The 26,226-nt window shown below is 64.1% G+C and carries 29 protein-coding genes; 20 read left to right on the top strand and 9 right to left on the bottom strand.

The genetic code is table 11. From position 1 onward, the window contains the following. Nucleotides 1–237: 237 nt before the first annotated feature. The 3 genes from GO499_RS02845 to preA all read left to right on the top strand — a co-directional run bounded on the left by GO499_RS02845 (nucleotide 238) and on the right by preA (nucleotide 3,872). Nucleotides 238–1,584, top strand: coding sequence for an NAD(P)-dependent oxidoreductase (locus GO499_RS02845; RefSeq protein WP_161860771.1), 1,347 nt, complete (start codon nucleotides 238–240; stop codon nucleotides 1,582–1,584). Between the two features lie 126 nt (nucleotides 1,585–1,710). Next, nucleotides 1,711–2,547 carry a class I SAM-dependent methyltransferase gene (locus GO499_RS02850; RefSeq protein WP_161860772.1) on the top strand — a complete coding sequence of 279 codons (837 nt, stop codon included), beginning with the start codon at nucleotides 1,711–1,713 and terminating at the stop codon, nucleotides 2,545–2,547. A gap of 14 nt (nucleotides 2,548–2,561) precedes the next feature. Further along, entirely contained in the window at nucleotides 2,562–3,872 is a 1,311-nt protein-coding gene (gene preA / locus GO499_RS02855; RefSeq protein ID WP_161860773.1) for an NAD-dependent dihydropyrimidine dehydrogenase subunit PreA, read from the top strand. Nucleotides 3,873–3,875: 3 nt separating this feature from the next. On the opposite strand, the gene GO499_RS02860 is transcribed toward preA, so the two are convergent. Continuing rightward, the gene (locus tag GO499_RS02860; protein ID WP_161860774.1) at nucleotides 3,876–4,553 is read right to left on the bottom strand and encodes a DUF2270 domain-containing protein; all 678 of its coding nucleotides are present in this window, start codon (nucleotides 4,551–4,553) and stop codon (nucleotides 3,876–3,878) included. 127 nt (nucleotides 4,554–4,680) lie between these two features. On the opposite strand from GO499_RS02860, the gene GO499_RS02865 reads away from it, so the two are divergent. Next, nucleotides 4,681–6,864 (top strand): hypothetical protein, encoded by a 2,184-nt coding sequence (locus GO499_RS02865; RefSeq protein ID WP_161860775.1) that lies wholly within the window; start codon nucleotides 4,681–4,683, stop codon nucleotides 6,862–6,864. Between the two features lie 23 nt (nucleotides 6,865–6,887). On the opposite strand, the gene GO499_RS02870 is transcribed toward GO499_RS02865, so the two are convergent. The 3 genes from GO499_RS02870 to GO499_RS02880 form a co-directional block, all read right to left on the bottom strand. After that, nucleotides 6,888–8,024, bottom strand: a complete 1,137-nt coding sequence (locus GO499_RS02870; protein WP_161860776.1) for a sensor histidine kinase — start codon at nucleotides 8,022–8,024, stop codon at nucleotides 6,888–6,890. Continuing rightward, nucleotides 8,008–8,517: a methanogen output domain 1-containing protein gene (locus GO499_RS02875; RefSeq protein WP_161860777.1), complete on the bottom strand. Its 510-nt coding sequence runs from the start codon at nucleotides 8,515–8,517 to the stop codon at nucleotides 8,008–8,010. Before GO499_RS02875 ends, GO499_RS02870 begins: the two co-directional genes overlap by 17 nt. A gap of 110 nt (nucleotides 8,518–8,627) precedes the next feature. Next, entirely contained in the window at nucleotides 8,628–9,230 is a 603-nt protein-coding gene (locus GO499_RS02880) for a TetR/AcrR family transcriptional regulator (RefSeq protein ID WP_161860778.1), read from the bottom strand. A gap of 67 nt (nucleotides 9,231–9,297) precedes the next feature. Here GO499_RS02880 and GO499_RS02885 point away from each other — a divergent pair, with 67 nt between their 5' ends. Next, nucleotides 9,298–9,723: a VOC family protein gene (locus tag GO499_RS02885; RefSeq protein ID WP_161860779.1), complete on the top strand. Its 426-nt coding sequence runs from the start codon at nucleotides 9,298–9,300 to the stop codon at nucleotides 9,721–9,723. A gap of 15 nt (nucleotides 9,724–9,738) precedes the next feature. On the opposite strand, the gene GO499_RS02890 is transcribed toward GO499_RS02885, so the two are convergent. Next, nucleotides 9,739–10,431, bottom strand: a complete 693-nt coding sequence (locus GO499_RS02890; protein ID WP_161860780.1) for a hypothetical protein — start codon at nucleotides 10,429–10,431, stop codon at nucleotides 9,739–9,741. 120 nt (nucleotides 10,432–10,551) lie between these two features. Beyond that, on the bottom strand, nucleotides 10,552–11,175 hold the full coding sequence (locus tag GO499_RS02895; protein ID WP_161860781.1) for a TetR family transcriptional regulator C-terminal domain-containing protein: 624 nt from the start codon (nucleotides 11,173–11,175) through the stop codon (nucleotides 10,552–10,554). A gap of 117 nt (nucleotides 11,176–11,292) precedes the next feature. Here GO499_RS02895 and GO499_RS02900 point away from each other — a divergent pair, with 117 nt between their 5' ends. From GO499_RS02900 to GO499_RS02910, 3 genes are all read left to right on the top strand, one after another. Beyond that, entirely contained in the window at nucleotides 11,293–11,649 is a 357-nt protein-coding gene (locus GO499_RS02900; protein ID WP_161860782.1) for a hypothetical protein, read from the top strand. A 32-nt stretch (nucleotides 11,650–11,681) separates the two neighbouring features. Further along, nucleotides 11,682–13,007 (top strand): omega-aminotransferase AptA, encoded by a 1,326-nt coding sequence (gene aptA, locus GO499_RS02905; RefSeq protein WP_161860783.1) that lies wholly within the window; start codon nucleotides 11,682–11,684, stop codon nucleotides 13,005–13,007. A gap of 108 nt (nucleotides 13,008–13,115) precedes the next feature. After that, on the top strand, nucleotides 13,116–13,421 hold the full coding sequence (locus GO499_RS02910; RefSeq protein WP_161860784.1) for a cupin domain-containing protein: 306 nt from the start codon (nucleotides 13,116–13,118) through the stop codon (nucleotides 13,419–13,421). Between the two features lie 19 nt (nucleotides 13,422–13,440). Here GO499_RS02910 and GO499_RS02915 read toward each other — a convergent pair whose 3' ends face one another. Continuing rightward, nucleotides 13,441–14,115: a hypothetical protein gene (locus tag GO499_RS02915; protein WP_161860785.1), complete on the bottom strand. Its 675-nt coding sequence runs from the start codon at nucleotides 14,113–14,115 to the stop codon at nucleotides 13,441–13,443. A 104-nt stretch (nucleotides 14,116–14,219) separates the two neighbouring features. Between GO499_RS02915 and GO499_RS02920 the strand changes: the two genes are divergently transcribed. Beyond that, complete coding sequence (locus tag GO499_RS02920) at nucleotides 14,220–14,675, top strand: GFA family protein (RefSeq protein WP_284154871.1); 456 nt, start codon at nucleotides 14,220–14,222, stop codon at nucleotides 14,673–14,675. Nucleotides 14,676–14,697: 22 nt separating this feature from the next. Here the strand turns inward: GO499_RS02920 and GO499_RS02925 are convergent, their stop codons facing one another. Together GO499_RS02925 and GO499_RS02930 are read right to left on the bottom strand one after the other, a co-directional pair. Further along, a complete protein-coding gene (locus tag GO499_RS02925; protein WP_161860786.1) occupies nucleotides 14,698–15,075 on the bottom strand; it encodes a carboxymuconolactone decarboxylase family protein in 378 nt (125 codons plus the stop codon). After that, nucleotides 15,072–15,437 carry a MerR family transcriptional regulator gene (locus GO499_RS02930; RefSeq protein WP_161860787.1) on the bottom strand — a complete coding sequence of 122 codons (366 nt, stop codon included), beginning with the start codon at nucleotides 15,435–15,437 and terminating at the stop codon, nucleotides 15,072–15,074. The genes GO499_RS02925 and GO499_RS02930 overlap by 4 nt, the downstream gene beginning before the upstream one ends. Before the next feature lie 139 nt (nucleotides 15,438–15,576). Here GO499_RS02930 and GO499_RS02935 point away from each other — a divergent pair, with 139 nt between their 5' ends. The 11 genes from GO499_RS02935 (at nucleotide 15,577) to GO499_RS02985 (ending at nucleotide 26,216) form a co-directional block, all read left to right on the top strand. Continuing rightward, on the top strand, nucleotides 15,577–16,827 hold the full coding sequence (locus GO499_RS02935) for a Zn-dependent hydrolase (RefSeq protein WP_161860788.1): 1,251 nt from the start codon (nucleotides 15,577–15,579) through the stop codon (nucleotides 16,825–16,827). A gap of 76 nt (nucleotides 16,828–16,903) precedes the next feature. Then, complete coding sequence (locus GO499_RS02940; protein ID WP_161860789.1) at nucleotides 16,904–17,455, top strand: hypothetical protein; 552 nt, start codon at nucleotides 16,904–16,906, stop codon at nucleotides 17,453–17,455. A 629-nt stretch (nucleotides 17,456–18,084) separates the two neighbouring features. Further along, nucleotides 18,085–18,597 carry a hypothetical protein gene (locus tag GO499_RS02945; RefSeq protein ID WP_161860790.1) on the top strand — a complete coding sequence of 171 codons (513 nt, stop codon included), beginning with the start codon at nucleotides 18,085–18,087 and terminating at the stop codon, nucleotides 18,595–18,597. 87 nt (nucleotides 18,598–18,684) lie between these two features. Further along, nucleotides 18,685–19,548 (top strand): endo alpha-1,4 polygalactosaminidase, encoded by an 864-nt coding sequence (locus GO499_RS02950; protein WP_161860791.1) that lies wholly within the window; start codon nucleotides 18,685–18,687, stop codon nucleotides 19,546–19,548. A gap of 162 nt (nucleotides 19,549–19,710) precedes the next feature. Beyond that, entirely contained in the window at nucleotides 19,711–21,165 is a 1,455-nt protein-coding gene (hydA, locus tag GO499_RS02955) for a dihydropyrimidinase (protein WP_161860792.1), read from the top strand. A 21-nt stretch (nucleotides 21,166–21,186) separates the two neighbouring features. Further along, complete coding sequence (locus tag GO499_RS02960; protein WP_161860793.1) at nucleotides 21,187–21,603, top strand: hypothetical protein; 417 nt, start codon at nucleotides 21,187–21,189, stop codon at nucleotides 21,601–21,603. Next, nucleotides 21,596–22,369 (top strand): ABC transporter ATP-binding protein, encoded by a 774-nt coding sequence (locus GO499_RS02965; protein ID WP_161860794.1) that lies wholly within the window; start codon nucleotides 21,596–21,598, stop codon nucleotides 22,367–22,369. Before GO499_RS02960 ends, GO499_RS02965 begins: the two co-directional genes overlap by 8 nt. 123 nt (nucleotides 22,370–22,492) lie before the next feature. Next, nucleotides 22,493–23,356, top strand: coding sequence for an ABC transporter permease (locus GO499_RS02970; RefSeq protein WP_161860795.1), 864 nt, complete (start codon nucleotides 22,493–22,495; stop codon nucleotides 23,354–23,356). 184 nt (nucleotides 23,357–23,540) lie between these two features. Next, nucleotides 23,541–24,383, top strand: a complete 843-nt coding sequence (locus tag GO499_RS02975; protein WP_161860796.1) for an ABC transporter permease — start codon at nucleotides 23,541–23,543, stop codon at nucleotides 24,381–24,383. A gap of 32 nt (nucleotides 24,384–24,415) precedes the next feature. Next, a complete protein-coding gene (locus GO499_RS02980) occupies nucleotides 24,416–25,396 on the top strand; it encodes an ABC transporter substrate-binding protein (RefSeq protein ID WP_161860797.1) in 981 nt (326 codons plus the stop codon). Nucleotides 25,397–25,601: 205 nt separating this feature from the next. Beyond that, entirely contained in the window at nucleotides 25,602–26,216 is a 615-nt protein-coding gene (locus tag GO499_RS02985) for a hypothetical protein (RefSeq protein ID WP_284154872.1), read from the top strand. Nucleotides 26,217–26,226 lie beyond the last annotated feature (10 nt).

Here is a 26,226-nt window from a genome sequence, read left to right on the forward strand (position 1 = left end):
TAATTGAATGTGACCTCAATTCACTTTTTTGAGGTATTTTCGTGGCGTCGCCCCGTTATCCGAAACCCGGAAATCCGAAAGCTGGGTTTGGTATGGTTTCGGTATGGGTTTGGTATGGCTGCGAAACCATATTCCGCTGATTTCCCGCCGATTTTGCACCGCGAAAAAAATTTTTGACCTTTTGATAAAATTCTCACAGACTTCTGTCGAGCGGCGCAAGCGGAAGGAGCCAGGGCCATGAGTGAGACGGAGCGCAGAAGGGATGTGGCGGGGGCGCGACTTCCGGCGGAGGCTTACGGGGAGTTGTTTGCCGGAATCTATCCGCCGCTCGATGCGCACGAGGCCCGGGTGGAAGCCGACCGCTGCTATTTCTGCTACGACGCGCCCTGCGTTCAGGCCTGCCCAACGGATATTGATATACCGCTGTTCATTCGTGAAATCGCGACGGGTAACCCCGATGGCTCGGCGAAGACGATCCTGAGCCAGAACATTCTCGGCGGTATGTGCGCACGGGTCTGTCCGACGGAAACGCTGTGCGAAGAGGTTTGCGTGCGGGAGGTGGCCGAGGGCCAGCCGGTGCAGATCGGGGAATTGCAGCGATACGCGACGGATCACCTGATGGCCCGGGGCGAACACCCGTTCAGCCGTGCCGCGCCGACCGGCAAGAGCGTCGGCGTGGTTGGTGCGGGACCAGCAGGGCTGGCGGCGGCGCACCGGCTGGCGATGCTCGGCCACGACGTTGTGGTGTACGAAGCGCGGCCGAAGCCCGGCGGCCTGAACGAATACGGGATCGCGGCCTACAAGGCGGTGGACGACTTCGCGCAGGAGGAAGTGGAGTTCGTCCTGAAGATCGGCGGGATCGAGATGCGATATGACCAGCCGTTGGGCAACGCCGTGACGCTGGAAGATCTGCTGGAGGCGCATGACGCGGTATTTCTCGGCATGGGATTGCCGGATGTGAACCGGCTGGGGTTGGAGGGCGAGGAAGCGGACGGGTGCCTCGATGCCGTGGCCTATATCGAGACGCTGCGGCAATCGGACGATCTGTCGAAGCTGCCGGTTGGGCGCAACGTGGTGGTGATCGGCGGTGGCATGACTGCGATCGACATTGCGGCGCAGGTGAAGCTTCTTGGCGCGGACAGCGTGACGATTGCCTACCGGCGCGGGCAGGACGCGATGAACGCGAGTGTCTACGAGCAGAACCATGCGCGGAAACTGGGCGTGACCATTCGCCACTGGATGCAGCCCGAAGCGCTGATCGTCGAGGACGGCGCTGTAGTGGCTATCGACCTCGCGGCGACGACGGCGGGGCCAGAAGGGCTGCGGAAGACGGGCGAGATGGTGCGTCTGCCGGCGGATCAGGTTTTCAAGGCCATCGGGCAGGCGGGCGATGCCGGGCCGCTGGCAGGGGCCGGGATAGATATGGCCAAGGGCCGGATCGTGACGGATGAGACCGGGCGGACCAGCCATCCGAAGATCTGGGCGGGCGGAGACTGTACTGCCTCCGGCGATGATCTGACGGTGACTGCTGTGGCCGAGGGCCGGGATGCCGCCGAGGCGATCCACAAGGCGCTGATGGAATGAGCGGAGCGGCTGACTGCTCGCGACGTCCGGGAAGGGCCTGACATGGGCGCCGTGTGGCATACTGCACGCGAATACGGGGTAAATCGTGGTATGCTTGCCAACATTGAAATGTTGGGGGACATGGCGATGGAACGGACAGAGGACCGGGTGGTCGCGCATTACGGCGTGGACGGGTTGATGGAACGGATCGAGGCGGCGCTGGTGGAGGCGGGGGCCGATCTGGCGGCGCTGATGCCTGCCGACCTCAAACCTGTTGACGAGTTTCACACCGGTGGGTTGCAGGCGACGGAAGACCTGCTGTCGCAACTGGAGATTTCGCCTGAGATGGCGGTGCTGGACATCGGCAGCGGGCTGGGTGGCACCGCACGGTTTCTGACCCAGCGCTTCGGGGTACGGGTGACTGGCGTGGATCTGACGCCGGAGTTCGTGGACGTGGCGACGCGGCTGAGTGCGGCGGTGGGATTGCAGGAGGCGGTGCGGTTCGAGACCGGTTCCGCCCTTGATTTGCCGGCGGCGAGCGGAAGCATCGATCTGGAGACAATGCTGCATGTCGGAATGAACATCGAGGACAAGGCGGCGCTGATGGCGGAGGTGGCGCGGGTGCTGGCGCCCGGCGGGCGATTTGCGGTGTTCGACGTCATGCGGACGGGCGAGGGCGCGCTGGAGTTTCCTTACCCGTGGGCGGAGGAAGCGGGATTTTCCTTCGTGGCACCGCCGGAAGACTACCTTGCAGGCGCGGAGGCCGCAGGCTTGCTGCCGGTGGCGCAGCGTGACCGTTCCGAATTCGCGTTGTCCTTCTATCGCAACGTTTTCGCAAAAACCAAGGAAATGGGCGGGCCGCCGCCGGTGGGGTTACACCTGCTGATGCGCGGGACCGCGGGACCGAAATTGCAGAACTACATGAGAAGTGTCGAAGCGGGGCTGATCGCGCCCTGCGAGATGATCTTCGCCAAGCCGGGATAGATGAGGAGACAGCCATGGCGGACCTGACGACCGAGTTTCTGGGGATCCGATCCCCCAACCCCTTCTGGCTGGCCTCGGCCCCGCCGACGGACAAGGCCTATAACGTCGAAAGGGCGTTCGAGGCGGGGTGGGGCGGTGTCGTCTGGAAGACGCTGGGCGAGGCCGGACCGCCGGTGGTGAACGTGAACGGGCCGCGCTATGGCGCGATCTGGGGGGCGGACCGGCGGCTCTTGGGGCTGAACAACATCGAGTTGATCACCGACCGCGACCTGGAGTTGAATCTGCGGGAAATGACGGAGGTGAAGAAGCGCTGGCCGGACCGCACGATCATCGCCAGCCTGATGGTGCCCTGCGAGGAGGAGCCGTGGAAGGCGATCCTCGCGCGTGTGGCGGAAACCGGTGTGGACGGGGTGGAGCTGAATTTTGGCTGCCCGCACGGGATGAGCGAGCGCGGCATGGGCAGTGCGGTGGGGCAGGTGCCGGAATACATCGAGATGGTGGCGCGTTGGTGCAAGCAGTACAGCGACCTGCCGGTGATCGTGAAGCTGACGCCGAATATCACGGATATCCGCTATCCGGCGCGGGCGGCCAAGGCGGGCGGGGCCGATGCGGTGAGCCTGATCAATACGGTGTCGTCGATCACGGCGGTCGATCTCGACAGTTTCGCGCCGGAGCCGACGATCGACGGCAAGGGCTCCCATGGCGGCTATTGCGGCCCGGCGGTGAAGCCGATCGCGCTGAACATGGTGGCCGAGATCGCGCGGGATGCGGAGACGGCGGGGCTGCCGATCTCGGGCATCGGCGGGATCACTACGTGGCGCGATGCGGCGGAGTATATCGCGCTGGGCTGCGGCAACGTGCAGGTGTGCACGGCGGCGATGACCTACGGCTTCAAGATCGTGCAGGAGATGATCTCGGGCCTGTCCGACTACATGGACGAGAAGGGGTTCACGAGTATCGAGGATTTCCGGGGCCGTGCGGTGCCGAACGTGACGGACTGGCAGTACCTGAACCTCAACTACGTGACCAAGGCGCGGATCGACCAGGACAAGTGCATCAGTTGCGGGCGTTGCCATATCGCGTGCGAGGATACCTCGCATCAGGCGATCACCAACATGGTGGACGGCAAGCGGCATTTCGAGGTGATCGACGCGGAATGCGTGGGCTGTAACCTGTGCGTCAACGTCTGCCCGGTGGAGGACTGCATCTCGATGGTGGAGCTTCCGGCGGGCGAGGTGGATGCGCGCACGGGGCAGACGGTGCGCGAGGACTATGCCAACTGGACCACGCACCCGAACAATCCGAGTGCGCGTGCGGCGGAATAGGCGTCAGCCCATACTGGCCTGATTGCGGCGGAGGGCGGCGCGGCGGGTGTCGTCGCGCCAGCTCCAGTAGGCGGCGACGGCCCATGTCAGGCAGTAGGCGCCGCCCAGCCCGAGAATGACGGTACCGCTGACGGGGCCGATGGCGGCGCGTTCCAGCAACTGTGAGAAGCTCTCCAGCGGTTCGGGGTGGACGAGCAGTTTGCCGCAATAGGCTGTTGTCTGGATCAGCAGTATCCACAGGTAGTTTCGCCGGATGCGGCGGCCGATCGCGACCCAGATCGAGACGTGGTAGCGGGGCTGCCAGTAATCCTCCGCCAGGGTGCGTTGCCAGCCTTCCTCCATGTGGAGATCGCCGTCGTGCAGCATCGGCGCGTAGAAATGCGTTTCCATCCAGCGGCAACGGGCACGCCAGACGTTGAAGTATCGGTAGCGCCGGGCCTCCAGCATCAGGAAGAAGACGATGAGGATGCCGACGAGAACCAGCGGCAGCGGTGAGGCGACGGGCGAAGAGAACGAGATCGACAGGGCGATGCCGAGGGTGACGACGGCCCAGTTGGTGGTGGTGTCGAGGCGGGTGCGCCAGATCGTGGAGCGGTAGACCTCGCCCCGGTAGAGGTGGGCGACAGCGCCAATTTCGGCCGCGTCGAATGCCTTGCGTTCGGTTAACCCGCCTTTTGACATGTTTTCAGTCTCCCGGCCTCCATGATGCACGCAGGCTCGGCTTCGGGCAAGTTCCGGCCATCGTCCGTGTTGCATTGAATCGGGAGATGCGCTGATCTGAAAGCGGTTTGGCTTTGGGGGTTAACGGATGCGCGCGTTCAAGTGGCTGCTTTGGGTGGGTATGCTGGTTGCCGGTACGGACGCGGCCCTTGCGCAACAGGGCCGGCCGGGGGAGCGATGGAGCTTCGCCGATACCGAGTTTTTTCAGGACTATGCCTGGAATCTGGGGCGGCTTACCGGGAGTTTCAGCGAGATCGCAGTGTTTTGCGAGGGCGGCCAGCCGTTCGTGCTGTTCGATGACGGCCAGGTTTATCAGGGGGATACGCGGCAGGGGCGGTTGTCCATTTCGGTAGACGGGCGGGATTTTTCTCGGGTGGCGGAGTTCATTCCACATGGGCATGTATCCTTCTGGAAGGTCGATCCCGGCGCTGGATTGCTGGATGCACTGATGGCGGGGAGTACGGTAACGGTGGTGTCAGACAACCGCGGCGATGCCTTCAGTTTCAGCCTGCGCGGGTCGAGCGCGGCAATCAGCCAGGCGGTGCGGGCCTGCGGCGGGCAGGCCGTGGCGAGTGCTGGCGGTCAGGGCGGCGGTGGCGAGCTTTCGCCGGACCTGCTTGCGGCGCGTATCCGCGAGGTGTGCCGAGGGCCATCGACGCTGGAGCAGGGGGCGATCGCATCGGGCGACATCGACCGGGACGGGCGCGCAGACTACCTGTTGGACTGGTCCAAGGTCGACTGTGCGGACCGGTCCGTTGGGCGGGGTGGCGGTTTTTGCGGGATGCAGATGTGCTCCGTCGATGTGTACGCGTCGTCTGTGTGGACACCTTCGCGGTATCCGCAGGGTATTTTGACAGTGTCCTATGAACTGGCGGGGCCGGGTGACGATTTCGCCTTGCAGACGACCTCCAGCGGCGGCGGTTGTCCGTTTGCGCAGGTGTGCCATGCGGTGTGGCGGTGGAACGGGGCGGAGCTGGTGCCGACGGTCGTGGATGCGCCGGTGGAAAGCACAGCTTCGCAGCCTGAGCCATCACCCGTGCCTGTCCCTGCGCCGATGGCGGAGGCGCCGCCAGCGGCCGCGCCCGTGCAGGGCGAGGGTATTCAGTACCAAGGGGCAGGCCCGGACTATGGGCAGCAACTGGCGCAGGCCGGTATTGTGCCGGGCCAGTGGAGTTCGCTGGTGCCAGAGGGGGCGATGGGCGCGGTTTTCAGCCTTTATGTCGACCTGACGGGCCTGTCGTTGACGCTGGGATGCGCGCCGACGCTGCCGGGACTGACGGTGACGGCGGCGGCACCGATGCTAACGGGACTGAACCCCGATTTCGGGCCGGAGGACGACGTGTTCCTGCGACTGCGCGGGGAGGATTTCCGGCTGCCCTTTCACGAGACACTGACCACGGGTGGCGACCCGGGCCGGATGACCGCGCGCTGGGACGGGCAGGTGCGGCTGCTGGCCTTGTTGAATGCGGGCGCGGATGTCGACGTTATGATCGCGCCTGATGGGGACTATGGGGCTGCGATACCGGTGGGGCGGGTGCCCGGCTCTGCCAATAATCCGGGCTATGCGCATGTGCTGGCTGAGTGCGGGGACGGGCCCACGCCGGCGGGTGCGGTGCAGAGCTTCCCCAATGGCGAGGACATGGTATTCGAGGGAGCGTGGATGCTGCGGCCGCGGACGGAGCATTTCCTCGTGCCAGTTTCACGCAGCATAGATGAGCGCAACGGCATGAGTTTCGGACTGCATTGCGGCGTTGATGGCGGGCCGATGGGGCATCTGAACCCGATGCTGGTGACGGAGGGGGCGCTGTATCCGGTGCAGCTGCGGATTGGCGAACAACTCTTCAGCCTGCCGGGTTTTGGCGAGAAGGGATCGGTTGTCTTCGGGCTGACAGATCGGTTCATGGCTGCGCTGGACCCGGGCCAGCCGGTGATCTGGTTGCAAAACGGACGGGCGGAAAACACGTTCCGCACCGAAGGGCTGCCGCGGGCGAAGGCGTTCGCGCTGGGTGATTGCACCGGTGGCGGCAATGCCGGAGCGGGGGCGCCTGTGACCGAAGGTGACGACGCCGACGCGACTTTGGTGGCGGCGTTCGAGGCCAATGGCTGCGTGATGACGGAGGCCCAGTTGCTGGAGTTCTACAACGGTGCAGGTCTCGGCCTGATGGGCGCGAACAACGCGGTGATCGCCGTGTCGGAGCGGCCGGATGTGGAGGTCATCAGCCGGGAGCCTTTCACCTATCGGTTCTTCGGTTCGCCGTATTGCGGGTACTGAACGGGCAAGGATGCCGCCGCCTGTCAGCCGTCGGGCATGGCGATCTGGAAGATCGCGCCTCTGCCGGGGATGCCGCCCGCCGTGAGGTGCCATTGATGCTTTTCGCAGATGGAGCGGCAGGTTGCGAGGCCGATGCCGCTGCCCTCCACCGCCTCGGGCACTACCAGCCGCTCAAACGGTTCAAACAGGCGGGTGCGATCCCGGCAGTGAAAGCCGATGCCGTTGTCGCGAATGGTCAGGCGGCTGTTGCCGTTGGTTCCATGAAGGCGGCGGACGCGGATCAGGGGTGACCGGCTCTCGGCCCGGTACTTGATGGCATTGCCGAAGATGTTGATCAGCAACTGGTCAAGGAGTACGGGATCGGCCTGTGCCTCGCCCAGGTGGCCCATGATGTCGATCCGGGCATCGGTGCCACGGAATTGAGGAAGCATCGCCTCCTCAACGCGGGCGATCGCGTCTTCGATGCAGATGGTCTCCTTCGTTGGCATCATGGCCCCGGAACGGGCGTGTTCGAGCAGGTCGGCGATGAGTTTCTGCAGGCGCTCGGCGGCGGTGCGGGCGATGTCCAGCGTTTCGGTGGCTTCCGGTGGCAAGGCTTCGCCGTAATCCTCCTCGACGATGTCGATCAGGCCGGCAATGTGATTGAGCGGTGTCTTGAGATCGTGGGCGGCGACGTAGCTGAAGCGTTCGAGATCGTGGATGTTGGTTTCCATCTGCCGGATCAGGCGACGTTGTTCGGCGGCGAGTTGGTTGGCGCGGCGAAGCTGGGTGTTGAGAGCCTCGAATGTCTTGTCGATCGGCTTTTCCGGGTTCTCCAGCAGTGTGTAGGCGGTTGCGGGACCATCCGGACCCTTGAGCGCCGAAACCCGCATATCAAGGCTGATTTCCGGCCGTTGGCGGTGCCGCAGGCGCAGGCTGCCGCCGGATGCGGTGGCACGGATGTCGGCCATCAGGTCGGCGCGACCGCTGGTGAAGTGGGTATCTATCCGCGCGCCGGGCCAGGTGCCGGCGGGCATGCAGAAGGACAGGATCTGGCGCATGCGGCGGTTGGCGGTGGTGATTCTGCCGTCTGCGTCGATGGCAAGAACGGCGGTCGGCAGGCTCTCTACCATCGCCCGGTAATCGGCGGTTGATCGGGTGGGATCAGCCGAAATACTCACGACCGCCCCCGCCTTCTGCCAGATGGACGATGACCCGACAGCCCGGATCTCCCTGCGAGATTGTTTGCGCCAGTTCGACGCGGGCGTAACCCAGGTTGTTGGCGGCGATGCGCCCGAAGACGCTGGATGTCATCATGCAGAGCGAGTAGCGGCCGTTGACGTATCTGCCGAAGGGACATCGGGTGTTGACGAGGACGATCCTGCGGGCATCGATGCTCTCGATGGAAAAACCTCCGTCGATCCGGGATTTGAGATCGACCAGCGCATTGGCGACCTGATGGATATCCAGTTTGGCGGTGTCGGCAGCGGATAGGTATTCCGCGTTCATCATTTCGCCTATGCGGTTGCCGACAAGGGCGATGAAGCCTTCAGCCTCACTCAGGCCGACGGAATCCTCCAGCACGCTGGCAAGTTCGCTCATCAATTCGCGCAGGAAAATGTCCCGGTCACGGGAAATTTCGGAGGTGGCAAATATGTTGGTGTCGTCAATCATCGTTCTGCACTCCGGCCCGGCAGGCAGGCTATAGGCAGCCGGGGCACGAACAGTATGTAGCAGAAAAATACAATCAAAGGTTGATAAAGCTGTTCGGGCAGATCGTCGGGTCATCCGTCCGGGCCGCGGGTGTGATTCAGGATCAGTCCGAACAGGATCTCATGCAGCGCTTGGCGGTAGGGCTCGGCCGGGGTGCCGGTGTCGATGGCGAGGGCCGCACGGTCGAACATGGCGGAGGCGAGGTCGGCGCGGGCGTCGATATCCGATGATGGCGTTCCCGGGGGCGCAGCCGCGGCGATCGCGTGACGCAAGGTGGCCGCACCCGTGGCGGTGTCGATTTCGCGCATCGCCGCCGGACCGAGGACGGCGGGCCCCTCGACAAGCATAAGCCGGGTGCGTCCGGGGATGGCCATTGCGGCGAAGAAGGCGTCTGCGCCGGTTCTCAACGCCTCGTTACCGGGCGAAGTGCCCTGGGTGGCGCGGTCGATGGTTGTGGCCACGGCCTCCGCTTCGGCGGTGATGACGGCGCGGAACAAGTCCTGCTTGTCGCGGAAATGGTGATAGAGCGCGCCGCGGGTAACGCCGGCGGCAGCGACGAGATCCGGTGTGCCTGTGTTGGCATAGCCATGGGTGGCGAAGCGCTCCCGCGCGGCGCGGACGAGGGCTGTGCGGGTCTCCGCACGGCGGTCGGCGTTGGAACGACGTTCTTGCATACATACAGCCTGTATGTTAATTGCGATATACATACAGTGTGTATGTTTATTTCGGAAAGGACAAGGGATGAAGACGAGCCAGTATTATCCGGTGCTGATGGTCGAGGATGTGGCGACGGTGGCAGCGTTCTACGTGCGGCACTTCCGGTTCCGGCCGCTTTTTGAAAGCGACTGGTATGTCCATTTGCAATCGGTGGAAGATGAGGCGGTTAACCTGGCGATACTTGCTGGCGATCACGAGACGATCCCAGAGGTGGCGCGAGGCAGGGCTGCGGGTGTCTTGCTGAATTTCGAGGTGGAGGATGTGGATGCAGTTTACGCGGAGCTTGGCGCGGCAGGATTGCCCATGCTGCTTGAGTTGCGCGACGAGGCATTCGGGCAACGGCATTTCATCACGCGCGATCCGGCGGGTGTGCTGATCGATGTGATTACGCCGATCCCGCCCAGCGGAGAGTTCGTGGCTCAGTTCGACGCCGCGGCAGTGCCAGCGTAAGGGGCGTGCCGGTTATCAGGCCGCCACATCAAAAAGTTGCGGTTCCGGTTTGCCGGTGCCGTTGACGATCTCCACGTCACGCTCGATGGGTGTCTGCTGACGTTCCGGCACATCCCTGGCCAAGGAGGCATTCACTCCGGCATCTGTATCATTTTGGGTGGCTGCCGATGGGCCGGTGACGGCGAAGGGCGACGGGGGAGGAGCCTCTCCGGGATCAATGCGACCCGTGGTTTCCCGCAGCGCCGCCTCCCGCTGGTTGGCAAGATTGGTGCTTTCTGCCGTGTCGATGCGCCCACCGACCGGTTCCGTGGCAGCACCCGTAACGGTCTCCGGATTGGGAGGCCGGGTTTCGGTGGATGGTGCTGAATTGCCGGTCTCCGCTGTCCCGACGGATTCGTCCGCCGAATTGCTGGCGTCGGACCTTGCCTGCGAGACTTCCTCGGACTTGGCGACTTCCTCGGCCCTGGCCTCCACGGCCGCCTGCCTTGCGGCATCGGCACGGGCCTCGGCTTCCCGCGCCTTGGCCTCCGCCTCCGACAGGTCGCGAACCATCTTCTGGATAGCGGTGGGCGGCACGGAAGGTGCTTCCCGCACCGCTTTTGATGGCGGCAGTTCCGTCTTTTCGCCCTTTGCCTCACTTCGGGCAGCGGCGTTGGTGATCGCTCCGGACGCTGCCGGAGCAGGATCGATACTGGCTGATGGTATCATCGTATCCTCTTCCAATCAGAGCGTCGCTTCTGCGCGCGGCTTAACACGGTGATATTGCGGCTGAGGATGTTACCGGATGGTTAGCGACATGGCGCGGCCAACCGATATTTCCGGATCTGGTTAAAGACCCGTTATCGCTGACGGACGCAGGGTCTTGGTGAACATCTGTGTCAGGAAGTGTGCGGCGTCATGGATGTGGCCATCCTCGCGCGTGCCGAGGATGCCGCGTATCTGGGCATCGAAATCGGCGTAGTGCTGCGTCGTGGCCCAGATGGCGAAGATCAGGTGGTAGGGATCCGTGCGGGCGATGCGGCCGGAGCGGGACCAGCCGCGTATGACGTTGGCCTTCTCGTCAACGAGGTCCTTCAGCGGCCCTTCGATCACGTCCATCATGCGGGGCGCGCCCTGTACGATCTCGCCGGCGAACAGGCGGCTTTCGCGAGGATAGTCGCGGGCCATTTCCAGCTTGCGCTGGATGTAGGCGGTGATTTCGGTCAGCGGATCGCCGTCTGCGTCGACGGCGCGCAGCGGGGCCAGCCACATATCCAGCAGATTGGACAGGAGCGCGCGGTGGATCGCCTCCTTCGAGGCGAAGTAGTAGAGCAGGTTGGGCTTGGAAAGGCCCGCGGCGTCGGCGATCTGGTCGAGGGTGGCACCCCGGAAGCCGTGGGTGGAGAACACCTCCAGAGCGGCGTCGAGGATCGCCTCTGTCTTTTCCGATTGTATCCGTGTCCGGGCTTTCATGGGCGCAGCTTTGCGGAAGGCGCTGGGCTGTGCAAGAGCGGATGCGCCCCTTGCGGCGGCCCGGCGGCTGGGAGTAGCTTCGCCGGGACAGAATCCCGGGATAGAGAGGTAGACCCGATGTTGCGGAACGCCATTGCCTGCGCCTTTGCCGCCCTGACGCTTGCCGCCTGCGATGGCCCCATTGCCCAGCCGGTGCTGACCGAGGCCCAGTTCCGGCAGGAGATCGTCGGCAAGACGCTTTCCAACGGCGCGACGACACTGCGGATTTTCGCCAACGGCATTGTCGGCGGTCTTGGCAACTCCGGGCCGGTGGTGGGCACGTGGCGTTGGGAGGACGGTCGGTTCTGCCGGATCATCGCCTCGGGCGGGCCGGTAGGCGATGGCTGCCAGACGGTGCTGCTGACAGGAGAGGCCGTGACGTTCATCGAGGCGTCCGGCGGTGTCGGCAACCAGACCTATTTTCTGGCGAACTGAGCGCAGGGCGCGCGACGATAAGGAGAGACGAGATGTCGGACAGGACGGCGCGGGTGCCGAATGATTTGCGGGCGTTCTGGATGCCCTTCACCGCCAACCGCCAGTTCAAGGCGGCGCCGCGCATGTTCGTGGCCGCCGAGGGCGTGCACTATACCACGGCCGAGGGCCGGCAGGTGCTGGACGGGACATCGGGGCTGTGGTGCTGCAACGCGGGCCACAAGCGGCCGAAAATCGTGGAGGCGATCCAGAAGCAGGCGGAGGAGCTGGATTACGCACCCGCCTTCCAGATGGGGCACCCCAAGGCGTTCGAGCTTGCCAACCGGGTGATCGACATCGCGCCCGAGGGCATGGAACACGTGTTCTACACCAACTCCGGCTCCGAAAGCGTGGAGACGGCGCTGAAGATCGCGATTGCCTATCACCGGGCGCGGGGCGATGCCGGGCGCACGCGACTGATCGGGCGCGAGCGGGGCTACCACGGGGTGAACTTCGGCGGTATCTCGGTGGGCGGGATCGTGGCCAACCGCAAGCATTTCGGCAGCCTGCTGAACGGGGTGGATCATCTGCCGCACACGCATCTGCCCGAGAACGCCTATTCGCGCGGCCAGCCCGAGCATGGCGCGCATCTGGCCGATGAACTGGAGCGGATCGTCGGCCTGCACGATCCCTCGACCATCGCCGCCGTGATCGTGGAGCCGATGGCGGGCTCGACGGGTGTGCTGATTCCGCCGAAAGGGTATTTGCAGAAGCTGCGGGACATCACGAAAAAGCACGGGATCCTGCTGATCTTCGACGAGGTGATCACCGGGTTCGGGCGCGTGGGTGCGGCCTTCGGGTCGCAGCGATACGGGGTGACGCCGGACCTGATCACCTGTGCCAAGGGGCTGACCAACGGGGTGATCCCGATGGGCGCGGTGCTGGCGACAGCGGAGATTCACGACGCGTTCATGACCGGGCCGGAGAACATGATCGAGCTGTTCCACGGTTACACCTACAGCGGCAACCCGATGGCCTGCGCCGCCGGGCTGGCGACGCTGGAGACCTATCGCGAGGAAGCGCTTTTCGAGCGGGCGGCCGACCTGGCGCCCTATTGGGAAGACGCGCTGCATTCGTTGAAGGGGCTGCCCCATGTGATCGACATCCGCAATGACGGGCTGATCGGCGCGGTGGAACTGGAGCCGATCGCCGGACAGCCGACGCGGCGGGCCTTTCAGGCGTTTCTGGATGCCTACGAGGCGGGGTGCCTGATCCGCACGACGGGCGATATCATCGCGCTGTCGCCGCCGCTGATCTTCGAGAAGGCGCATATCGACCAGTTGATCGGGACGCTGGGGGATGTGCTGAAGAAGCTGGGGTGAGTGTGGGCTGCCGCTGGCCCGGCGGGCTTCGCCCTTGTTTCCGGGCCGGGTGTGCGGCGGATATGGACGGTGGGGTGAAGGCTACATTGCGGTTTTCGGGAGGTTCTGATGACGGAACGGGAAGCGGCACATGCCGAGACGCTGGTGGATGATGCGCGGGTGCGGGTGACGCGGTTCGATTTCGCGCCGGGGGCCGAGACGGGGTGGCATGTGCACGGGCATGACTACGTGATCACGGCGATTACTGATTGCGAGATGCTGCTGGAGGAGCCGGGCGGCGGGAGCCGGCGGGTGCAGGTGCCGGCGGGCAGTGCCTACCGGCGCGACGCGGGCGTGGAGCACAATGTCGTCAACGCCGGCGATGCGCCGATGCGGTTCATCGAGGTGGAACTGAAGGAGCGCGCCCCGGCGTGAGCCGGGGCGCTGGGTGGTATCAGCCGCAGGTTGCCGACAGGCTGGCGTGGCCACGATCCACCGCGTCGAGCGTGACGGTGCAGCTTTCGCCTTCGAGTTCGACTGTCGCTTCTTCACCGGTCGCAAGGGAGACGGTTCTGAAACCGTTGAGGGCGACGGTGGCACCGCTGCCGTCAGCGGCAACGCGCGAGACAAAGGCGCGGATCTTGCCATCGGCCAGTGCGATCGTTGAGCCGGGACGGGTGCCTTCGGGCTCGCCCGCCGGGGCGTCGGCTGCGGCATCGGCACTGGTGGCGGCACCGCCTGCGGCAAGCATTTCGGCAACGCTGCCCTGCAAACCCTCCAGCCCGGTACTGAGGGCCTGACTCTGGTTCTCGGCGGCCTCTGACAGAGCGCTGCTGACGGAGCCGGAGAAACCCTCGAAGGCGGAGGTGAAGCTGGCGCCGAGACCTTCCGTCGCTTCCGTGCTGGCGGTATTGGCTTCGGCGACGCTGGTTTCCATCGCGGTGACCTTCTCCGACAGGTTGGTAATTTCGGCGGACAGGCTGTCGGTGCTGGCGCCGATTGCCTCGATCTGGCCGGCGAGGCTCTGCTGCAGTTCCTCGACATCGGGCACGGAGGGGCTGGCGAGCCAGGTGATGAAGGCACCGAAGATGGCACCGCCACCGGCGACGAGAAGGGTGTTTTCGGACATTTGGAAACTCCTGAATGGCTGCGCACGATCGAATTTCGTTCACACATCCCGTGCGAATCCTGTTGATGGTAGCGCAAATGGGCGCTTCACCGAGGGGAAATTCCGTGCTGAATTCCGGAACGGAAGTGTCGAGGGAGGCGGCGATGGCCGGAGTGGAAGGCGGATGCCTGTGTGGTGCGGTGCGCTATCGGGCGGCGGAAGCGCCGAGCGTGACGGTGCATTGCGCATGCAGCGATTGCCGCAAGCTGGGCGGCACGGGGCACTCGACGCACAGCGTGGTGCCGGCGAAGGGCTTCGAGATCAGCGGCGCGGTGACGGCTTGGGAAAAGGTGGCCGACAGCGGCAACCGTATCAACCGGCGGTTCTGCCCGGTGTGCGGGGCGCAGGTCTATCACACGCGCGACGGGATGGAGGGGCTGGTGGTGCTGCGCACCTCGTCGCTGGACGATCCGGAGGTCGCGGTGCCGGCGCGGGTAATTTACATGACCTCCGCCGTCACATGGGATCATTTCGATCCGGGGTTACCGAAGTTTGAGAAGATGTCGGTGCCGAAGGGGTAGGCGTGCCACGGCCTGCCTGGGTTCATACGCCACGCTCGGCAAAGACCTCTTTTGCGGTGAAGAGGCCGTTGAGGGCGGCGGGGAAGCCTGCGTAGACGGCCATCTGCATGAGCACTTCGGTGATTTCCGCGCGGGTCAGGCCGACATTCAGACCAGCCTCTATGTGGACCTTGAGTTGCGGCGTGGCGGTGCCCATCGCCGTCAGGGCGGCGATGGTCGCGATCTCGCGGTCGCGCAGGGAAAGACCCTCGCGGCTGTAGATATCGCCGAAGGGAAACTCGATCAGCAGGCGGGCGAAATCGGGGGCGATGTCGGCGAGGGCGGCGACGACGTTCTCGCCAGCCGCGCCGTCGATCTGCGAGAGGGCGCGGGCGCCGCGCTCGTATCTGGTTTCGGTCATGTCGGTTCCTTTTCCACGAGGGATTGCAGCGCGGCGATCTTGGTATCGAGGGCGCTGAGGTTGCAGGCGAGTTCGGCGGCATCGGCGCGGACCTTCACACGATGCGCTTCCATCAGGGCAAGCCGGGCGGCGGCGCTGGCATCGCCTTCGCCGCGCAGCCGCGCGTATTCTAGCATCTGGCGGATCGGCATTCCGGTGGCTTTCAGGCGGCGCAGAAAGTCGATCCATGTCAGGATCGTCTCGTCATAGTCGCGCCTTCCGGAACCGTCGCGCCCCGCACGCGGCAGGAGGCCGATGCGCTCGTAATAGCGGATCGTATGGGCAGAAAGGCCGGTGCGGGCCGCGAGTGCGCCTATTTTCATTGCATGATTCCCCGAGTGATGCGGCCAACCTACGAGTTGGAGTACGCTCCAGGTCAAGAGCGGTTCGAGGGCGCGGAATCCGCTTGACCGCGCCCCGCCCCCCGGTAGCCTGCCTGCGACAGCAAGTGAGGAGAGCGTTATGGCGGCACCCGGTGAGAACCTGCGGATCAATGGCGAACGGCTGTGGGACAGCCTGATGGAGATGGCCAAGATCGGGCCGGGCATTGCCGGCGGCAACAATCGCCAGACGCTGACCGACGAGGATGGCGAAGGCCGGGCGCTGTTTCAGAAATGGTGCGAGGCGGCGGGCTGCGAGATGGGGCTGGACCAGATGGGCAACATGTTCGCGTGGCGCGCGGGCGAAGACCCGGATGCGCTGCCGGTTTATGTCGGCTCCCACCTCGACACGCAGCCGACCGGTGGCAAGTACGACGGGGTGCTGGGTGTGCTGGGCGGATTGGAAGTGATCCGCAGCATGAACGACCTCGGCATCAAGACGAAGCATCCGGTGGTGGTGGTCAACTGGACCAACGAGGAGGGCACGCGCTTTGCGCCCGCGATGCTGGCCTCTGGCGTATTCGCGGGCATGCATGAGCAGGCGTGGGCCTACGACCGCCAGGATGCGGACGGGAAGAGTTTCGGCGCGGAACTGGAGCGTATTGGCTGGAAGGGCGAGGAGGAGGTGGGCGCACGCAAGATGCATGCCTTCTTCGAGTTGCACATCGAGCAGGGACCCATCCTCGAAGCGGAAGGCAAGGATATCGGCGTGGTGACGCACGGGCAGGGGCTGTGGTGGCTGGAGGTGACGCTGACAGGCAAGGATGCGCATACCGGCTCCACCCCGATGAACATGCGTGTGAATGCGGGGCTGGGCATGGCGCGGATCACCGAAGCGGTTCACCGGATCGCGATGGAGCATCAGCCCAATGCCGTGGGCGCGGTGGGGCAGGCGAATGTCTATCCGAACTCGCGCAACGTCATTCCCGGCAAGGCGGTGTTCACGATCGACTTCCGCTCGCCCGATCTGGAGAAGCTGACCTCGATGCGCGAAAAACTGGAGGTCGAGGCGGCGCGGATCGCGGAGGAATTGGGGCTGGGCATTGAGATCGAGCCGGTCGGGCATTTCGATCCCGTCACGTTCGACGAGGGGTGCGTCGGCGCGGTGCGCGATGCGGCGGAGCGTCTGGGTTATTCGCATCTCGATATCGTCAGTGGCGCGGGGCACGATGCCTGCTGGATCAACCGCGTCACGCCGACTGCGATGGTGATGTGCCCCTGCGTCGACGGACTGAGCCATAACGAGGCCGAGGAGATCAGCGCTGAGTGGGCGCGGGCCGGGGCGGATGTGCTGTTTCACGCAGTGGTGGAAACGGCGGAAATCGTCGGATGAGGCGGAACAGGCACGCCGGCGTTAGCGCAGCTATAGGCGTGCCGAAGCCGCGCCGTGGTGCCGGGTGGATGCCGCGATGAAACGCGCGCTGCTTCTTGCCCTGACGCTGCTGATATCGGCCTCTGCTCGGGCGGAAGCGGTCTGGTACGACTATCGGAACTGGACGGTGATCGTGGAGACCGTCGATACCGGTGAGGATTTGCGGGTGACCTGCACGGCGCGAACTGGCGGCGACGGGCTGCCGACGCTGAAGCTGGAGGTTTCCAACGGCGATGCCTTGCCGCCGGGCTACTACCCCGAGGTGGCGCTGGAGGAGAGCGCCATACGCGGCTATCCGACAGTGATGAACGAGACAATGACGGTGTATTTCGAGACCGACAGCGGCTGGAAGAGCGATGCCGGTGTGGCCGCCTGGCGCGATGATGAGGGGTTTGCCCATGCGCGGGCAGTGATCTTCGGCGGCAGCGCGGCCAACCTGGCGCTGTTGCGGGAGATGCGGCAGGCGGGGAAGCTGTGGGTGACATCAGATGGCGAGGTGATCCATGCCGCATCGCTGGCGGGATTCACGGCGGCCTATGGCAAGGTGGCAGAACAGTGCGGATTTTCGGCGGCGGATGTGACCGGCTGAACTTTCGATTTGTTCACTATGTTCCGGAGAGAACAGATTGCCAGCCCGGGATGCGGTAGCTTTCCCTTGTGTTCAACATAACACGCGTAACGAGTAAGCCGGGGTTTGGGGGCCCCGGAGTTCGATCGGGGGGTTGAGCAATGAGTGGGGCAACTTTTCTGCTTCGCCCGTTGATCGTCGGTACCAGTCCCAGTCGGGACGCATAATTCAGGGAGCCATTCGACCTCTCCCGAAGTGTCGGATGGCTTCTCCTCGCGTCGGCCAGGGGCGCGGTGGTGGATCATCGCAGCGACAGCGACGGTCTCCAAACAGTGCAGCGCGCTGAAGAAACCGCGAAAGCCCTTATTTTATCAATTGCTTGCAGCCCGTTTCTTATGTGAAACGTCGGCTGCTTCTGCCGCTGTTCGCGGCCCGTTGCCAGAGCCGGCACTCGCAAAAACATCTGAACTGTAGGGCCAGCTGTGCGTTGCTGAAAGCAGAGGTCGATATCATGATCCTCGGGAATGATCAGACGAACGTATCGCGGCGCACCTGCAACGAGTAGCTGTAGCCTTGAGCGTTCCTGTCTGTCATTGTAACGCAACAAGCAGACCGGTCCGGGACAAGGGCCGGGCACAAAGGAGAGAACGATGCGAAAGTTTTTGGGGGCCTTTCTGGCCGCAACCCTCGGGTTCGGCGGTGCAGCAGTGGCGCAGGATCCGCCGAAGCACTTCAGCAACCAGTGGGAAGTCGGCTATTATGATGCTGATGGCAATGCCACGACGGCACTGGGTGGCGCCGAGCAGGTGGCCTTTGTGCGCGGACCGAAGGAGATCGTACTGGAGATCGGGTGCCGGACGGGTGACCAGGATGGCCTGTTCTATCGCATTGGCAGCCGTTCCGCCGAGAACAAGCAGTTCGCCGGCGAGGGGTTCACGCCGACCGTGACGATCCGGGATGCCGGCCAGGTGCGGTTCGAAAAGGAACTGGTGACCAACAAGTATTTCCCGCGCGAGTTCTATCAGGGCCCGGTGATCCAGGCTTTCCAGGACGGACTGAAAGGTGGCGACCGCATCGTCTTCAATGACAAGGCGAAGGAAGTTTTCTTCACCTTCTCGTTGGCCGGGTCTAGCAAGGCGATTTCCAGCCTTCCCTGCATGTAAGGACTGACCGTGGCGCGAAGAGGCAAGCGCGGCGCGTTGAAACGCGGGCTGCGTTGGGGAAAGTGGTTGATATCCGGCGGAGCCATTGTGGCTATCGCAATTTTCCTCGTGATCTTCATGCCGACCACAGAAACGGGTCCGGGGCAGGGCGAAGTGGCCTTGCCCCCGACCGGCATGCCGCAGGAAGCCAACGTGGTGCCGGAAGCGACGGCGGCGACCGTGGTGGAGAGCGAAGAGGCAACTGCCAAACCGCCGACATTGCCGAGCTGGGACTGGCAACTCTCCGCCCCGTTTGCCTATGACCGCGTCGTCGATGTGATGGATGTTGATCCCGACAGTATTGTCAGCTCCGACGTTGCCGCATTGAAGGAACGGGGCACGTATCTGATCTGTTACGTTTCGGTCGGGACGCTGGAGAGCTATCGCCACGATGCCAACCAGTTTCCGGCGGCGGTGATCGGCGAAATCTACGGTGACTGGCCGGACGAGCGGTTCCTCGACATCCGGGAGATCGACACGTTGCTGCCACTGATGGAAGCACGGTTCCGCGCGTGCAGGGACAAGGGGTTTGATGCGGTGGAGCCTGACAATCTCGATGTGCATTTCAATGACAGCGGATTTCCCATCACGGCTGCCGACAGCCTTGCCTATGCCAAGGCACTGGTAATGGTCGCCAAGGGCATGGGACTGGCCATCGGACAAAAGAACGTGCCGGATCTGGTGCCTGATCTGGTGGGCGAGATGGATTTCGCCATCGCCGAAAGCTGTTTTGAACATGTCTGGTGCGACAAGCTCCAGCCCTATCTTGATGCGGGCAAGCCCGTCTACGGGGCCGAATTCACCAACGCTGAGCTCGATTGGGAAGCTGCGTGTTCGGCGGCGACGGAAATGGGCATTTCCCTCATCCTCAAGGATCGCGACCTTTCGGCGGCGATCACCCGCTGCCCCTGACGCAATGCGGGCAAGTGCCTGACGGAAAGGCACTTTGTCGTTCATGCCCCTTGCGGGGCGTTCTCGTTCCTTGCACTCTCCGGACTGCTCATTAGAGTGGCGGAAGGCGGCGGGCCGGCGATGCCCCGGCCGTGCCGGACAACAGGGAAAACGAGGCGTATCATGACAACGGTTATCAAGGGCGGCACGGTCGTCACGGCGGATCTCACCTATAAGGCGGATGTGTTGGTTGATGGCGGCAAGATTATCGAGATCGGTGAGGGACTTTCCGGCGATACCGTGCTGGACGCCACGGGCTGTTATGTAATGCCGGGTGGGATCGACCCACACACGCATCTGGAAATGCCATTCATGGGCACCTATTCGTCGGACGATTTCGAGAGCGGAACGCGCGCTGCACTTTCGGGCGGCACGACGATGGTCGTTGATTTCGTGCTTCCTTCGCCCGACCAATCCCTGCTGCAGGCGATGGACATGTGGCACAACAAATCGGGCCGCGCGTCGTGCGACTACAGTTATCATATGGCGATCACCTGGTGGGGCGAGCAGGTGTTCGACGACATGAAGACGGTGGTGCAGGAAAAGGGCATCAACTCGTTCAAGCACTTCATGGCCTACAAGGGTGCACTGATGGTCAACGACGACGAGATGTACGCCTCGTTCCAGCGTTGTGCCGAACTGGGCGCGCTGCCGCTGGTGCATGCGGAGAATGGCGACGTGGTGGCGGAGTTGCAGGCTAAGTTGATGGCGGCGGGCAATGACGGGCCGGAAGCGCATGCCTATTCCCGCCCGCCGGAGGTGGAGGGTGAGGCGACCAACCGCGCGATCATGATCGCCGATATGGCGGGTGTGCCGCTGTACGTGGTGCATACCTCCTGCGAGGAGGCGCATGAGGCAATCCGGCGGGCGCGGCAGAATGGCAAGCGCGTATACGGCGAGCCGCTGATCCAGCATCTGACGCTGGACGAGAGCGAATACGCCAACCCCGACTGGGACCATGCGGCACGGCGGGTGATGAGCCCGCCCTTCCGCAACAAGAAGCATCAGGACAGCTTGTGGGCCGGGCTGGCGGCGGGATCGTTGCAGGTGGTCGCCACCGATCATTGCGCCTTCACGACCGAGCAGAAGCGATACGGCGTGGGCGATTTCACCAAGATCCCGAACGGGACCGGCGGGCTGGAGGATCGGCTGCCGATGCTGTGGACCCATGGCGTGGGCACCGGGCGGCTGACGCCGAACGAATTCGTGGCTGTTACATCAACAAACATTGCCAAGATATTGAATTGTTATCCGAAAAAGGGCGCCGTTCTGGTGGGCGCAGATGCCGATCTGATTGTCTGGGACCCGGAAGCGGAGAAGACGATCATGGCGTCCAAGCAGGTCTCGGCAATTGATTACAACGTGTTCGAGGGCAAGAAAGTGAAGGGCCTGCCGCGCTACACGCTGACCCGCGGTTTCGTCGCCGTCGAGGATGGCACGCTCAAGGCGCAGGAGGGCCATGGCGAGTTCGTCAAGCGCGAGCCGTTCCACGCGGTGAACAAGGCGCTGAGTACGTGGAAGGAACTGACGGCACCACGGAAGGTCGAGCGTTCGGGCATTCCGGCGAGCGGGGTCTAGGCCGTCGTGCCGGGTGGCGCGATGATGTGGATCGCGATTGCGGCGGGCATCGTTGTGGTCCTGCTTGTTGCCGGCCAGTTCCGGCCATCCCGCCGGGTCGGCGACGGCATGCCGGCAACGGGAAAGGGCCTGACCCCGGAGTTGCGACGGGAGATCGAGGCCATGCTTGCGGCCCGGAGGATGATTCCGGCGATCAGGCTTTACCGGCAGGCGACGGGCGCCGGGCTCAAGGATGCGAAGGAGGCTGTCGAAGCGATAGGCAGAGGCAACGTGCCGGGCCCGATTTCGCGCGATCACACCGGGGCATCGGCGGAGATCGAGGCTGCGCTGGCCAAGGGACGGGTGATCGACGCGATCAGGCTCTACCGAGAGGAACACGGCGTGGGTCTGAAGGAGGCGAAAGACGCCATTGATGCGATGAGGAAAGAGCGTGGTTGAAAGTGTGGTATCGGCACGTGGTCTGAACCTCGTATTCGAGACGGGAGACGGGCCGGTACAGGCGCTCTCCGATGTGAACCTCGAGATCGGCTCGGGCGAGTTCGTGAGCTTCATTGGCCCGTCGGGCTGCGGAAAGACGACTTTTCTGCGGGTGGTCGCGGATCTGGAGCAGCCGACCGGCGGTGCGGTGACGGTGAATGGAATGAGCCCGGAAGCGGCGCGCAAGGCGCGGGCGTATGGCTACGTGTTCCAGGCGGCGGGCCTGTATCCGTGGCGGACGATCGGCGGCAACGTGGCTTTGCCGCTGGAGATCATGGGATATTCCAGGGCCGAACGCGCGGAGCGGGTGGCGCGGGTGCTGGAACTGGTGGAACTCGGCGGGTTCGCGGGCAAGTTCCCGTGGCAGCTTTCGGGCGGCATGCAGCAGCGGGCGAGCATCGCGCGGGCGCTGGCGTTCGATGCCGACATCCTGCTTATGGACGAGCCCTTCGGTGCGCTGGACGAGATCGTGCGCGACCGGCTGAACGAAGAGTTGCTGGCACTATGGGCGCGGACAGGCAAGACGACGCTGTTCGTGACGCATTCGATTCCCGAGGCGGTGTATCTTTCGACGAAGATCGTGGTGATGAGCCCGCGTCCCGGGCGAATCCGCGACGTGATCGACAGCCCGCTGCCGAAGGAACGGCCGTTGGAAATTCGCGATACGCCAGAGTTCATTGCCGTGGCACATCGGGTGCGAGAAGGGCTGAGGGCGGGGCATGATTAGGGCGGTCGGGCGCGGCGCAGGGGCTCCGGCCCGCAGGGCGGGCACGGGGGCTTTGCCCCCGTCTGAAATGCAACATTTCAGCGGAGCCCGGTCGAACCCTCCGGTCCGGCGGGCTTGGCTGCGATGAGGTCGGTCCTGCCCGTACTGACGGTTGTCGCCGCGATCCTCGTGATCTGGTACGGCGCGGCCGTCTGGCTGAACTCCGCCTGGGCACAGGACCGGGCGGCCCGGGCGGATGTGGAGCTGAGCCTCGGCGCCCTGGTCGCTGACACTCTCTCTCAGGACAAGCCGAAGCTGCCGGCGCCGCACCAGGTGGCCGTGGAACTGTGGGAGACGGTGGCCGAGAAGAATGTGACCTCCAAGCGCAGCCTTGTGTATCATGGCTGGATTACCCTGTCGGCGACGCTGCTTGGCTTTACGCTGGGCACCGGGCTCGGCATCCTACTGGCCATCGGGATCGTACATGACCGGGCGATGAACAATTCGGTGATGCCGTGGCTGATCGCGAGCCAGACGATCCCGATCCTGGCCATCGCGCCGATGATCATCGTCGTGCTCAATTCCGTCGGCATCTCGGGGCTGTTGCCGAAGGCGCTGATTTCCACCTATCTCAGTTTCTTTCCTGTTGCGGTCGGCATGGTGAAGGGCTTGCGCAGCCCTGACGCGATGCAACTCGACCAGATGCGGACGTGGAATGCGTCCCGCTCTCAGGCGTTCGCCAAGCTGCGCTGGCCGTCGGCGATGCCCTATCTCTTCGCCTCGCTGAAGATCGCGGTCGCGGCCGCGCTGGTTGGGGCGATTGTTGGCGAATTGCCTGCCGGAGCGGCCGGCGGGCTGGGCGCGCGGTTGCTGGCGGGCAGCTACTACGGGCAGACGATCCAGATCTGGTCCGCCCTCTTTGCCGCGGCGGCACTGGCCGCGGTGATGGTGGGGCTGATCGGGCTGGTGCAGCGGGTGGTGCTGGCGCGGATGGGGATGGTGCGATGAGTTTGGCGCGGGTCGGGCTTGGGGTGCGGGCACAGAATTCTGCCGGGAAGCGGTTCAGGGGCAAGTCTGCCCTGAACGCGCCACCTTCAGTTTTCTGCGGGTCACGCCCGCGTCAAGGACATGCCCGCCATCGGCGCGGACCCATGACCGTGGCGCGAGCCACGCCGGCGGCAGGGAGAAACGCATGCTGATCGTGGCGGCCTTGGCTGTCTGGATTGCGGGCTGGGCGCTCAACCACTGGCTGGCGCGGCGACGGGAGCGGTGGGTGCCGCTGATCTCGGCCTTGATCTTCGGAGCGACGCTGCTGCTGATCTGGGAACTTCTGGTGCGGGGGCTGGCCGTGCCGGCAGTGATCCTGCCGCCGCCTTCGGCCATCGCGGCGCGGCTGGCGGACCCGGCGACGCAAGGTCTGCTCTGGGGCGATTTCGTGCAGACTTTCGTGAAGGGCGCCCTGTCCGGCTTCGTGATCGGCAGCGGCGCGGCCTTCGTGGTGGCGGTTGTCACCGACAGGTCGCCGTTTCTCCAGCGCGGCTTGTTGCCAGTGGGCAATTTCGTGGCTGCGCTGCCGATCATCGGCATGGCGCCGATCATGGTGATGTGGTTCGGTTTCGGCTGGCAATCCAAGGCCGCCATCGTCGTCGTCATGGTGTTCTTTCCCATGCTGGTGAACACGGTCGCCGGACTGAAGGAAACGGACGCGCTACAGCGTGACCTGATGCGCACTTATGCGGCCGGCTACTGGCAGACATTACTGAAGCTGAGGTTGCCGGCAGCGGCGCCGTTCATCTTCAACGGGCTGAAGATCGCATCCACACTTGCGCTGATCGGGGCGATCGTCGCAGAATTCTTCGGATCACCGACGCGCGGCATGGGGTTCCGGATCTCGACCGAGGTGGGGCGGCTTTCGCTCGACATGGTCTGGGCCGTGATTGCGGTGGCGGCGGTGGCCGGTTCCGCGTTCTATGGTGGGATAGCGCTCCTGGAGAGAGCGGCCACCTTCTGGCATCCTTCCCAACGGGAGAGGTGAGGAGCCATTTAGTGTTCAACAAGGAGACTGAGATGAAACGGGTTTTGACAGGGATCATGGCGCTCGGGCTTTCGGCCGGAGCGGCGGAAGCGGCGGACGAACTGACGCTGCAGCTGAAGTGGGTGACGCAGGCGCAGTTCGCCGGCTACTACGTGGCGCTGGAGAAGGGGTTCTACGAGGACGCTGATCTCGATGTAGAGATAAAGCCGGGCGGGCCGGACATCGCGCCGCCGCAGGTGATCGCGGGCGGCGGGGCCGATGTGATCATCGAGTGGATGCCGGCGGCACTTGCCGCGCGCGAGAAGGGGCTGCCACTGGTGAACATCGCGCAGCCGTTCAAGCGCTCCGGCATGATGCTGACGTGCCTGAAGGAGACGGGGATCGAGAGTCCCGAGGATTTCAAGGGCAAGACGCTGGGCGTCTGGTTCTTCGGCAACGAGTTCCCGTTCCTCAGCTGGATGAGCCAACTCGGCATTCCGACCGAGGGCGGCGACGAGGGCGTGGAAGTCCTCAAGCAGGGGTTCAACGTCGATCCGCTGATCCAGAAGCAGGCGGATTGCGTCTCCACCATGACCTACAATGAGTATTGGCAGGTGATCGACGCAGGGTTTACCCCGGATGACCTCGTCGTTTTCAACTACACGGATCAGGGTGTGGCGACGCTGGAAGACGGGATCTACACCACCGAGGAGAATGTCGAAGATCCGGAGATGGCCGATAAGCTGGCGCGGTTTGTTGCCGCCTCCATGCAGGGGTGGGAGTATGCCCGCGAGAACCCCGACGAGGCGGCGGATATCGTGCTGGAGTATGATGCCACCGGCGCCCAGACCGAGGAGCACCAGCGGCGGATGATGCGCGAGATCAACAAACTGACGGAAGGGTCCGACGGCACACTGGACGTTTCGGCCGCCGAGACCACCGTGGACAGCCTGCTGTCCGGGGGAGAAGCACCGGTGATTACCAAGCGGCCGGAAGGCGCATGGACGGACAAGATCACTTCGATGATCGAGTGAGTGAAATGCCGGGCCCGGTGCGAGGCCGTGCCCGGCAGCAATTGCCGATTTATCCGCAGTCTGCCCGGCTTGAGGCCGATTCCGGCGAATTTCCGTCTCCAAACGTGATTTTTCGTCGATATACCCGCCTATTGATGGTGTAACCCGTCCGATCCGGCGCTACCCTGCGCGCCGGGTGAACAAAGTGTTTGGAAAGGGGTGACATTTGGGGGTGATTTCAGGGCTCAGGCGGCTTTTCGGCGGGGGTGTGCCGGAGAAGCAGGCCGAGGGAGTTTATGTGCGTGCGCGGTTGAATGCACGGGTGCAGCCGATCGACCGCGGCGAGTATTTCGAGGATCCGCTGGACGAGTTTTTGCGGGAGGCGGGCCTCGGAGAGGTGACCGGCGGCGGCACGCAGATGGCGGAAGAGCCGGCGGGGATCGAGTTCTGCGACGTCGAGATCAGGTTGACTGATGACAGCGACGAGACCGTGGCACTGCTGATCGGCCACCTGGAGGGGCTGGGGGCGCCGATGGGTTCGCGTCTGATCCGGGAGGGCAGCGAGGAACTGCCGTTCGGGGTTCTGGAAGGACTGGGGTTGTTCCTCAACGGCACCGATCTGGACGAGGAAATATACAGCACCTCAGACGTCAACCACGTGATCACGGAGTGTCAGCAGCTGATCGCGCAGGGTGATTCTTTTCGTGGGCACTGGCAGGGATCGCGTGAGACGGCGCTGTATTTCTATGGGCCGTCATTTGCGGAGATGCGGGCGGCGATCGAAGGGTTCGTGGCCGAATATCCGCTCTGCCAAAGGGCGCGGATCGAGCAGATCGCCTGAAGCGACCCCG

It is taken from the genome of Algicella marina, assembly GCF_009931615.1.
Taxonomy (GTDB): Bacteria; Pseudomonadota; Alphaproteobacteria; order Rhodobacterales; family Rhodobacteraceae; genus Algicella; species Algicella marina.

Coding starts and splice junctions, on each gene's coding strand:
- GO499_RS02845 (WP_161860771.1), top strand. CDS start 238: ATGAGTGAGACGGAGCGCAGAAGGGATGTGGCGGGGGCGCGACTTCCG.
- GO499_RS02850 (WP_161860772.1), top strand. CDS start 1,711: ATGGAACGGACAGAGGACCGGGTGGTCGCGCATTACGGCGTGGACGGG.
- preA (WP_161860773.1), top strand. CDS start 2,562: ATGGCGGACCTGACGACCGAGTTTCTGGGGATCCGATCCCCCAACCCC.
- GO499_RS02860 (WP_161860774.1), bottom strand. CDS start 4,553: ATGTCAAAAGGCGGGTTAACCGAACGCAAGGCATTCGACGCGGCCGAA.
- GO499_RS02865 (WP_161860775.1), top strand. CDS start 4,681: ATGCGCGCGTTCAAGTGGCTGCTTTGGGTGGGTATGCTGGTTGCCGGT.
- GO499_RS02875 (WP_161860777.1), bottom strand. CDS start 8,517: ATGATTGACGACACCAACATATTTGCCACCTCCGAAATTTCCCGTGAC.
- GO499_RS02880 (WP_161860778.1), bottom strand. CDS start 9,230: ATGCAAGAACGTCGTTCCAACGCCGACCGCCGTGCGGAGACCCGCACA.
- GO499_RS02885 (WP_161860779.1), top strand. CDS start 9,298: ATGAAGACGAGCCAGTATTATCCGGTGCTGATGGTCGAGGATGTGGCG.
- GO499_RS02890 (WP_161860780.1), bottom strand. CDS start 10,431: ATGATACCATCAGCCAGTATCGATCCTGCTCCGGCAGCGTCCGGAGCG.
- GO499_RS02895 (WP_161860781.1), bottom strand. CDS start 11,175: ATGAAAGCCCGGACACGGATACAATCGGAAAAGACAGAGGCGATCCTC.
- GO499_RS02900 (WP_161860782.1), top strand. CDS start 11,293: ATGTTGCGGAACGCCATTGCCTGCGCCTTTGCCGCCCTGACGCTTGCC.
- aptA (WP_161860783.1), top strand. CDS start 11,682: ATGTCGGACAGGACGGCGCGGGTGCCGAATGATTTGCGGGCGTTCTGG.
- GO499_RS02910 (WP_161860784.1), top strand. CDS start 13,116: ATGACGGAACGGGAAGCGGCACATGCCGAGACGCTGGTGGATGATGCG.
- GO499_RS02915 (WP_161860785.1), bottom strand. CDS start 14,115: ATGTCCGAAAACACCCTTCTCGTCGCCGGTGGCGGTGCCATCTTCGGT.
- GO499_RS02925 (WP_161860786.1), bottom strand. CDS start 15,075: ATGACCGAAACCAGATACGAGCGCGGCGCCCGCGCCCTCTCGCAGATC.
- GO499_RS02930 (WP_161860787.1), bottom strand. CDS start 15,437: ATGAAAATAGGCGCACTCGCGGCCCGCACCGGCCTTTCTGCCCATACG.
- GO499_RS02935 (WP_161860788.1), top strand. CDS start 15,577: ATGGCGGCACCCGGTGAGAACCTGCGGATCAATGGCGAACGGCTGTGG.
- GO499_RS02940 (WP_161860789.1), top strand. CDS start 16,904: ATGAAACGCGCGCTGCTTCTTGCCCTGACGCTGCTGATATCGGCCTCT.
- GO499_RS02945 (WP_161860790.1), top strand. CDS start 18,085: ATGCGAAAGTTTTTGGGGGCCTTTCTGGCCGCAACCCTCGGGTTCGGC.
- hydA (WP_161860792.1), top strand. CDS start 19,711: ATGACAACGGTTATCAAGGGCGGCACGGTCGTCACGGCGGATCTCACC.
- GO499_RS02960 (WP_161860793.1), top strand. CDS start 21,187: ATGATGTGGATCGCGATTGCGGCGGGCATCGTTGTGGTCCTGCTTGTT.
- GO499_RS02970 (WP_161860795.1), top strand. CDS start 22,493: ATGAGGTCGGTCCTGCCCGTACTGACGGTTGTCGCCGCGATCCTCGTG.
- GO499_RS02975 (WP_161860796.1), top strand. CDS start 23,541: ATGCTGATCGTGGCGGCCTTGGCTGTCTGGATTGCGGGCTGGGCGCTC.
- GO499_RS02980 (WP_161860797.1), top strand. CDS start 24,416: ATGAAACGGGTTTTGACAGGGATCATGGCGCTCGGGCTTTCGGCCGGA.